At 69.4% G+C, this 8,273-nt stretch carries 5 protein-coding genes; 1 reads left to right on the top strand and 4 read right to left on the bottom strand.

Annotated features, from left to right (window positions below; all coding sequences use genetic code 11):
• Positions 1-68 precede the first annotated feature (68 nt).
• Positions 69-1,190 (top strand): IS3 family transposase, encoded by a 1,122-nt coding sequence (locus I6A81_RS38410; protein WP_285222845.1) that lies wholly within the window; start codon positions 69-71, stop codon positions 1,188-1,190.
• A 22-nt stretch (positions 1,191-1,212) separates the two neighbouring features.
• Here I6A81_RS38410 and I6A81_RS38405 read toward each other — a convergent pair whose 3' ends face one another.
• The 4 genes from I6A81_RS38405 to I6A81_RS38390 form a co-directional block, all read right to left on the bottom strand.
• The gene (locus tag I6A81_RS38405; protein ID WP_203001901.1) at positions 1,213-2,184 is read right to left on the bottom strand and encodes a hypothetical protein; all 972 of its coding nucleotides are present in this window, start codon (positions 2,182-2,184) and stop codon (positions 1,213-1,215) included.
• Positions 2,185-2,253: 69 nt separating this feature from the next.
• Complete coding sequence (locus tag I6A81_RS38400; protein ID WP_203001902.1) at positions 2,254-2,733, bottom strand: hypothetical protein; 480 nt, start codon at positions 2,731-2,733, stop codon at positions 2,254-2,256.
• A complete protein-coding gene (mads7, locus tag I6A81_RS38395; protein WP_203001903.1) occupies positions 2,730-4,385 on the bottom strand; it encodes a methylation-associated defense system protein MAD7 in 1,656 nt (551 codons plus the stop codon). The genes I6A81_RS38400 and mads7 overlap by 4 nt, the downstream gene beginning before the upstream one ends.
• A complete protein-coding gene (locus tag I6A81_RS38390; protein ID WP_203001904.1) occupies positions 4,382-8,206 on the bottom strand; it encodes a protein kinase domain-containing protein in 3,825 nt (1,274 codons plus the stop codon). The genes mads7 and I6A81_RS38390 overlap by 4 nt, the downstream gene beginning before the upstream one ends.
• Positions 8,207-8,273: the final 67 nt, after the last annotated feature.

The raw sequence follows: 8,273 nt of genomic DNA, 5'->3' as shown, positions 1-8,273 counted from the left end.
ATCACGGCTGTCGCTGCCACCGGAACCGGTAGCAAATTCTCATTCCGAAAGGGTGGCGGCACGCCGCCATGACTGCTCTTGGAGAAGCTCTCCGAGGGCATGCCCGGGACCACCGACGGCCCGAACTCGCCGAACAGGCGGAACGGATAGTCGAGGAAGGTCTTTCCAGTCTCGTCGGGAAGGTGTCGGTGAGCGCGGCCTGCGCCGCGTTGGGCCGGGCGCGGGCGACGCATTACCGGCGGCACCGGAAAAGCCCGGCCCCGCCGCGTCCGGCGCCGATCCCGCAGAAGGAACGCCGCCAGCCGTCGGCGCTGTCCGCGGCCGAGCGCGAGCACCTGGTCGAGGTGCTGCACTCGGAGCGGTTCGTGGACGCCTCGCCGGACCAGGTCTGGGCGACGCTGCTCGACGAGGGCGTCTACCTGGCCTCGCCGCGCACGATGTACCGCGTCCTGGCCGAGCGTGGGGAGACCGGCGAACGCCGCCGTCAGGCGACCCATCCGGCCCATGTCAAACCCGAGCTCGTCGCGGCCAGACCCAACGAGGTCTGGAGCTGGGATATCACGAAACTGCGTGGCCCGAAGAAATGGAGCTACTTCTACCTGTACGTCATCATCGACGTCTACAGCCGCTACGTCGTGGGCTGGATGGTCGCCGACCGGGAATCCGCCGCACTCGCCGAGGACCTCATCACCGCGTCCTGCGAGAAACAGGCCGTCAACCCTGACCAGCTGACGATCCACGCCGACCGCGGCACGTCCATGACCTCGAAGACCGTCGCGCTCCTGCTCGCCGACCTCGCGATCACCCGATCCCACTCGAGACCCCGGGTCTCGAACGACAACCCCTACTCGGAGGCCCACTTCAAGACACTGAAATACCGGCCCGACTTCCCGGCCTCGTTCGCGACGCTGCCCGACGCCCGAGCCTGGTGCCGACGTTTCTTCGACTACTACAACAACGAACACAGACATTCCGGGATCGGCCTGCTCACCCCGGCGACCGTCCACCACGGCGAGGCGGCCCTCGTCCGCGAGACCCGCGCCCGCGTCCTCGACGGGGCCTACGCCGCCCACCCCGAACGGTTCGTCCGCCGACCCCCGACTCCACCGAAGCTGCCCCAGCCAGCCTGGATCAACCGGCCCCAGCAGGAGGAAGACCAGCCAGCAGAGCCAGACACGACCGGTAACTAATTTCTAGACAACACTGTCCCAATCATGTTGACGGATTCCGCGCCTCCAGCTCACGCAACGGGATGCTTAGCGCGAGCCGGCTGGCATGGCTACGACTGAACCGCAGTTGGAGGTAGGCCAGATCTGATTCCTGCCAGCCCTCGCTGGACTCAGTCTCCGCCTCGGCGCCGGCTAGTACCGCCCGCAGGCGGGCGATCGGCAGGGACGACGCGCTCTCCCGGCGCACTGTCGTGCTTTCCGACGGTGGGGTGGCGTCAAGAAGGAATTCCTGGCTAGTTGCCTGAGCGAGCTCGCCGTCGGCGAGCCGGAGCACCTGGCCGTTCCGGTCCAGGGCTTGTATACGAACCACGACCGTCTTGGGAGCCCGCTCGACGTCCTCCGAGTCAAGGTTGATGGTGAGCTTGCACGCCCGCAACGTCCCCTTCGGGGACTTATGTGGCAGGTCAACGTCGAAGTCGGTCTCTGGGCCGTAGTAGTCCTCGGACGGGAGTATCTCGACGTTCCACTTGGCGACTTCCTTCGGCCGGCCCGGTTCGGTCGTCCAAGTGACCTTGATGAAGCCACCCTTCGCCGAGCAGGACGGCAGCGTCCCGTCCCGCGAGTCGCGCAGTCCGGTGGAGGCGGGGATGATGCCGTTGACCGCGAACGGGTCAACATACAGCGAGAGCAGGTCGCTGTCCGTCGAAGGATTGAGCGGCCAGCGCTCGAAGGTCAGCGCGCGGTGGCGCGGGTCGGCGAGCGTTCGCAGCCAGGCTCGGTCGGAAAGCCGCGGCACGGCCACGACGAACCGCTCGATCGCCCGGTAGGCGGCGGCGTCGTCCTGCCGCAGCGGGCAGCTCCGCAGCCGCGTGCTGGCGTCGTCCTGGGAACGGCCCGGCTTGACCAGCGCCGCGACGCACGCCGCGTTGTCGGCGAGGCGGTCGATGAACGACGCGCCACCCAGGTCGGGGATCAGGCCTAGCAGATGCAGGTTCATTCCAGCGGCCCGCGGCACCTGCTCGGCCTCACCGTCCGCCTCCGCCTCCGCGGCCGCGGCGAGGGCGAGTACGTACTCGGCGCGTGCCTATTTGGAGAGGGGAAAGACCCGCGGCCTGCCCGACTGGGCCGCCAGCACCTGGTCGTACAGCTCGCGCTGCGCGCGCGGGAGGTGGCCGACGAGGTCGCGCAGGATCGCTCGGAGGATCAGTTCGAGATCGATGGACTCAAACGAGTTCTCCAGGCTGCTCGCGGTCGGGCTGTCAGCTCCGGCGGGGACCAGCAGCAGCAGCGCCGACGCCTTGCGGTTGCGCAGCTCGATGGCCCGCTCCGGCGAGATCACCGTGTCGTCGGCCCGGTTCTCGGCCCCCAGCACGGCGATCTGGACAGGTACGGCGCCGCTTGACGAGGCCGGCAGCTGGGCCCGGGCCACGTCGCGGATGCCATGGCAATCGCTCTCGTACAGGTGGTCAAGACGCAGGCAGCGGCCCGCGGTGGCCGTGCGGAGGAAGTCGCGCACCAGCAGGGCGGCGACCCTGGCGGCCAGCGCGGGGCTGAGATTGGTCATCGGTGTGCTCCGGCCGCGATCAGCGGATTAGTCACGTACTGGGCGTTGAAGTCGTCCGAGAGATCGGAGAAGAAACCCATCTGACGCAGTCGGCCGGTGAAGGCGGTGAGGTTCGCGGACGCGACCGCCCGGGACGCCGCGTCCGCGTATCCCGCGGGCGGCCGGGCGATCAGCAGCCCCCAGTCGGCCTCGAACCTCTCCAGCAGAGTCCCGAGCCGCATCCTCGGCAGCGCCTCGCCGGTGTCGCGGTCGACGAGGGTGCTCAGCAGCAGGGTGGTGAGCAGCTCGTCGGTCATCGCGTAGCGCCAGGCCTGCTTGCCACGCTGATTGCCGCGTAGCAGGCCGGCCTGCTTGCGCATTCCCCCGGTGTTCCAGAACCACGCCCGGGCGCTCTTCATCGCGTTTGCCTTCTGCGACTCGCGGATCGCCGCCACCACCTGGTCGAGCTGCCCGTCGCTGGGCGTCGCTCGTTCGATCTCCGCGCGGGCCTCGTCGGCGGTGCAGTCGTTGTACTTGGCGGTCTCCGTGACGATCTGCTCCAGCTCGAAGCCGGCGCGCAGCTCGACGAGCGGATCGGCACGCATCGCTAGCAGCCCCCGCAGCCAGTCCGGGCCGGTCTTGTGCTCGATGTAGTGCCGGAGCCGTGCCTCGTTGCGCCCGTAACGGTCGAGGGTCTTGAGCAGCAGCATGCCCTCGAGATAGGTGGGCAGGCGCTCCAGGTCGCGGTCGACGCATTCGCCGGCTAGCCGGTCGGAGTCGCCGCCGAGCTGCCGGGTGAAGTCGACATAGATCTCGGTCTGCGCGGTGGGGAGGTCCGCGGCCAAGTCGGCGGGGTCACTCCCGCCGCGGGTCACGTCGTTGACCAGGTGAAACAGCCGCAACGACGTGGTGAACAGACCCAGGTTCACCAGCGCCGCCAGGTGGTGGGCCAGCGCGATCGTGGGCAGCCCACGCTGATAGACGGACAGGAAGTCGAGCAGCTGGTCGCCGAGGTCGACCATCACCCCTGGCATGACTGGGTCCCAGTCAAGCGGGCGCCTGGACACCTTCAGGGGCCGGCCGGCACTGAAAGCCTCGAGGTAGTACAGAGAGAGCAGGACGTTCGCGTCGAGAGTGGCGGTCGTGCCGTCGAACGCGGGGACGCCCTCGTGGGAGATCGTCACACCATCGCCGAAGGCGTGAAGGAACAGCTCGCGCAACGCCTCGGCCGGGTTCTGGTGACCGCGCCGCTCCAATGCGTCGCGCAGCAGCCGGTGGACGACCAGATGGACCTTGCGATGCCGGGTGCCCTCGACCGGCAGGCCGGCCCGGTAGGCGCCGATGTGGATCGGCTGCACCGCGGCGAGCTGGATCTCGCGCCGGCCCCGGCCCTCGTAGCCGAGCCGGACCACCGTCGTGTTGACCCACTGCTCGAGCACCGCGCGGCCGTGCTCGTTGTCGAAGCCGCGCATGCTCGGATGACGCGCGAGCTCCTCGATGTAGCGGGCGGCCTCGGTGGGCTGCGCGTCCGACCGGCCCAGGCCCCAGCCTCGGGTGACGACGAGCTGGAAGAGCACCGGCAGGAAGCGGTCGACATCGAAGTCGTTGAGCTCGTAGCCGGATAGCTTCTCGAACGAGTACGAGCGCAGGTCCTTTGGCGGGTAGAGCTTCATCGCTCGGCTCCCAGCAGCTCGATCGTCGTGCCCGTCTTGTCGATGGCGTTACGCCGGCCGTTCGGCTCAATGACGATGACCTTCTGCGCCCGTTGGAGGGTCAGGCGTGAGCGGAACAGTCCCAGCTCCTCGAGCAGCGGCGTCGCCTCGGCGTTGGTCGGCAGGTAGCCGGCGGCGGCCCGCATGAGCAGCTCGAACAGGTCGATGTCGACGGTCAGCGCCGCCTGGCCGCCACTGTGGCGAAGAGTGAACGCGTCGGCCGTGGCCTCGACGTAGCTGTCGTCGGGCGGGCGTGTCTCGATCCGGAACTCCGTGGCGGGCAGGATCTTCACGACCGCTCCGCCGTCTTCCGCGGGCTCGCCGACGGAGACGGCTACCCCCGCGCCGTCGTAGCCGACCGGGCCAATGCAGCGGGACAGCCCGCGCAACAGCGGTTCGAGCGCCGCGTCGGTCGGCCCGCCGGCGAGGATCGCGGTGAACGTGTCGAGATGGCGGTACGGGCCAAGGTGGCCGACGGCGGCGAGCTGTTCGGCCGGGGCGGTGAAATAGAAGTGGCGCTTCGCGCGGCTCATCGCGTCGGCGGTACGCGCCTGCGGAGCGAGCAGGCGCTCCGCCCGCGGGGCGGCGACCCTGCCCGGGTCCAGGAGGCGCCACTCGCCGAGAAGGCGGTCGTGCCCGCCCACATCGTCGAACACTGAGGCGCTGAAATGCCGGTCTGGCGTGGCCAGACTGAGCTCGCCAGCCTCGAACTCCCGGTGGACGTCGCCGCAGCCGACGTCGGCCGTCACCAGGTAGGCGATCGCGGAGCGTAGGTCGCGGATCGTGGGACGGCGGCCACGGCGCAGGTGCGAGGTGAGGACGAGGCGGTGCAGCCGGTCCTTCACCTGAGCGTCGCGCAACTCGGTGACGTTGCGCGCGATCGGGCAGCGCGGCTCGGCGAGGCAGCCCGCGCAGGTGGACCACAGCTCGGTGTCGAGGAGGGCGTCGAGCATCCGGACGGTCAGCGAACCGGCCGCGGGGCCGGCCGAGGCCATGGACCGGTTCTTCAGGTCGATCCGGAGGACACCTGCCTGCTCGGCGGCCGCGCCGGCACCGCCGCTGAGCAGGGCGGCGATCTCGGGGTACCGGGCCGCCTCGCGTTCGAGGAAGTCGAGGATGCGCCCATCATTCGCCGCGATCAGCGCGGTGTACCGGTCGGCCCTGGCCGGGTCGGTCAGCGGGTCGAGAGCCCGGCGCAGCAGCTCGTCCGCGGAAAGTCCCTCGTGGGACTCACTGGCGTCGTAGACGGATGCGAACTCGTGGCCAGCCAACGCGATCCGCCAGCCGGCGGCGTCGCGGGCCTGCTCGATCGCGCCCTTGGCGAGCAGAGTGCCGCTCAGACGCTCGAGGAACGCCGTCTTGCCATCGCCCGGGTTGCCGCTGAAGACGACGAGCCGGGGCCGGCCGCCGATGATCCTCGGGGCGAGCTGGTCGTCGAGCCTGGTGGTGACGTAGGTCTGGTCGGCGAACGGCGAGTCGAGCCCCCGGTTGCCGCTGTTGCCGAGCCGGCTGTTGCGGAAAAGCTGGCGGATGTCGTCGACGGTCGGGTTGATACGCAGGGCAGGCGCCGTCTCCGGGCCGACAGGCCGCTGGAACTCGGGAGTATGCGCAGCATCGTCAGGCAGCGTGACCGGCGCGGCGGCCTCCTGCGCGAGGCTGTGGGTGAGCGCGTCGCGGAACGCCGCGGCTGAGCCGAACCTCGTCTCGGCGCTGTCGCTGGCGCCATGCAGCAGGACCTCGAGCAGCGCCAGCCCGCCGGCGGCCGCGATCTCGTCGTTTGTGGGCCGGACGAGGGTGTACTTGTCCTGGGAGCGGCCGTCGTCGCTGTAGGGCAGGCGACCGGTCAGCGCTTCGAAGCAGACGACAGCGAGGGAGTAGAGGTCAGCCGCGGCCGTCCAGGCTTTGCCGGCGGCGATCTCCGGCGCCTGGTACGGCAGCGTTCCGACGATGCTGCGATCGGCGGCGTCGGAAGCCACACCGAAGTCGATCAGAGTCGCCCGGTCGTCCGCATCAACGATGATGTTGTTCGGCGAGACATCCCGGTGCACCACACCCCGCTGGTGCACGTACTCGAGGGCATCAAGCATGTCGTGCAAAATCTTCAGGCAGGCGCCCGCGTTGCCACGCAGCGTCGGGGCAAGCTTCTTGACCGTCTGCCCCGCCACGTACTCGGCGATCAGCGCCGGGCCGAAGGGCTGCAGCAGGTAGTCGGTCGCTCGCACGATCCGGTCGTGCTTGAGCTTGTGGAGGTTCTTCAGCTCGGTGGCCAGCCTGTCCTGCGTCCCCGCCGCATGCATGATCTTCAGCGTGTGCCGGATGTCCATCCGCCGGTCGATCATCAACCAGGTGGTCGCACTCGCCCCGGCGCCCAGCGCCTCGACAAGCTCGTACTTGTCGACTTTCGCCCCGGCGGTGGGGCGGACCGGCCGTCGCCGCTCCTGGCGCAGGTAGCCGGCGAAGGCCTCGGCGGCCTCGTGGGCCGTCGGCCGGCCGGACGGGTTCGGCCGGAGGCAATCGGCCAGCACCGCGCGAACCGGGTCCGGCAGGGCCGCGGGGATGGGCGGAATCCCGTCCGGGTCCGCCTTGTCCAGACGAAGCCAGGCAAGCAGGCACAGGGCCAGGGAATAGATGTCAGACCGCTCGGTCGCGGCGTGCGCCGAGGCGCGGCATTCGGGTGCCCGGAACGGGCGACCGAGGTCGTCGATCTCGTCGACGTCGGTGATCGTGACGTTGTGGCCGGTGAACTTCGCCAGCAGGAAGTCGGAGAAGGTCACCTGGTTGTGGGTCTCCGGGATGAAGATCCTGCTTGGGTGCAGCGCGCGATGCACGATCTCCGCGTCGTGCACGGCAGCCAGCGCTTCGTACGCATGGGCCGCGACCTCGGTGAAGACCGCCGCCGTCGGCCGCTCGCCGCCGACTACCTTCTCCCGCAGGTTGCGCAGCTCCGGCGGCGGGAAGCCCATCGGCGCGACCCACATCTGGTCGTCATCCACGCCGAAGTACGGGTCGACCCGGAACACGACGCCGGTCGGGGCGAGTTTGCGCATCGCGTGGTACTCGCGCAGGACCTCCTGGTCGCTGGCGGCGAGCTCCTTCTCCGACAGTCCCCGGCGCAGATAGGTCAGCAGGATCCGCGCGCTGCCGTCGCGGTGCATTCCCACGTATCGGGGCCCGCGCGGTGTCGCGTCGAGCTCTTCGACGATCGTGTAGTCGCCGAGCATGGCCGGGCGGGCCGGCCGGTCCGGCAGGCCCGTGACCAGCGCGAGGATCTGGGCACGAAACGGAGCCAGGTCGAACTGCGTGCGCATGGTCTTGTCGATCTCAAGCAGCTTGCGCTCACAGCCGACGAGGCGGACGACCTGGTCGGCGACCCGCGAGTCGGCGATGTCGTACTGCACGTCCGACGATGAGAGCACCACCAAGTGTCGGACGAGGTGTACACCGGGGCGCCCCTTGGCGGGGACCACCTTCTCGAGGCGACCAGCGAGCAGGCGGGCAACTCCGTTGACCTGGCTGACCGGGCTGCCCAGCACTTTGCGGGTCTTCCGGTCGTACCAGCGCTCCTCGGTGCCGCTGAGCTGGCCGTGCCAGGACTTCTCCTCGATGAGGATGACGCTGCTCGGCCCGACGGCGATGAAGTCCGAATCACGGGTCTTCGTGCCGCTCACGATCTGCCGGCCACAGACGACCGTCCAGCTGGCCGGAAGGTGGTCCCGCAGGTAGATCGCGGTCGCCTCCTCACCAGGACCGCCCCACTCGCAGAGACGAACAACGTCCGCCACCGTCTCCCCCGCTCTTCGCTGTCCGCTGCCCCGACGCCGGCCTCTGCGTCTCACACCATTCGATGTG

This window comes from Frankia nepalensis, from assembly GCF_016786325.1.
In the GTDB taxonomy this organism is placed as follows: domain Bacteria; phylum Actinomycetota; class Actinomycetes; order Frankiales; family Frankiaceae; genus Pseudofrankia; species Pseudofrankia nepalensis.
This window is presented reverse-complemented; position numbering and strand designations above follow the sequence as displayed.

Bases quoted from the DNA above. Each gene is read 5' to 3' on its own strand.
- I6A81_RS38410 (WP_285222845.1), top strand. From the start codon at position 69: ATGACTGCTCTTGGAGAAGCTCTCCGAGGGCATGCCCGGGACCACCGA.
- I6A81_RS38400 (WP_203001902.1), bottom strand. From the start codon at position 2,733: ATGACCAATCTCAGCCCCGCGCTGGCCGCCAGGGTCGCCGCCCTGCTG.
- mads7 (WP_203001903.1), bottom strand. From the start codon at position 4,385: ATGAAGCTCTACCCGCCAAAGGACCTGCGCTCGTACTCGTTCGAGAAG.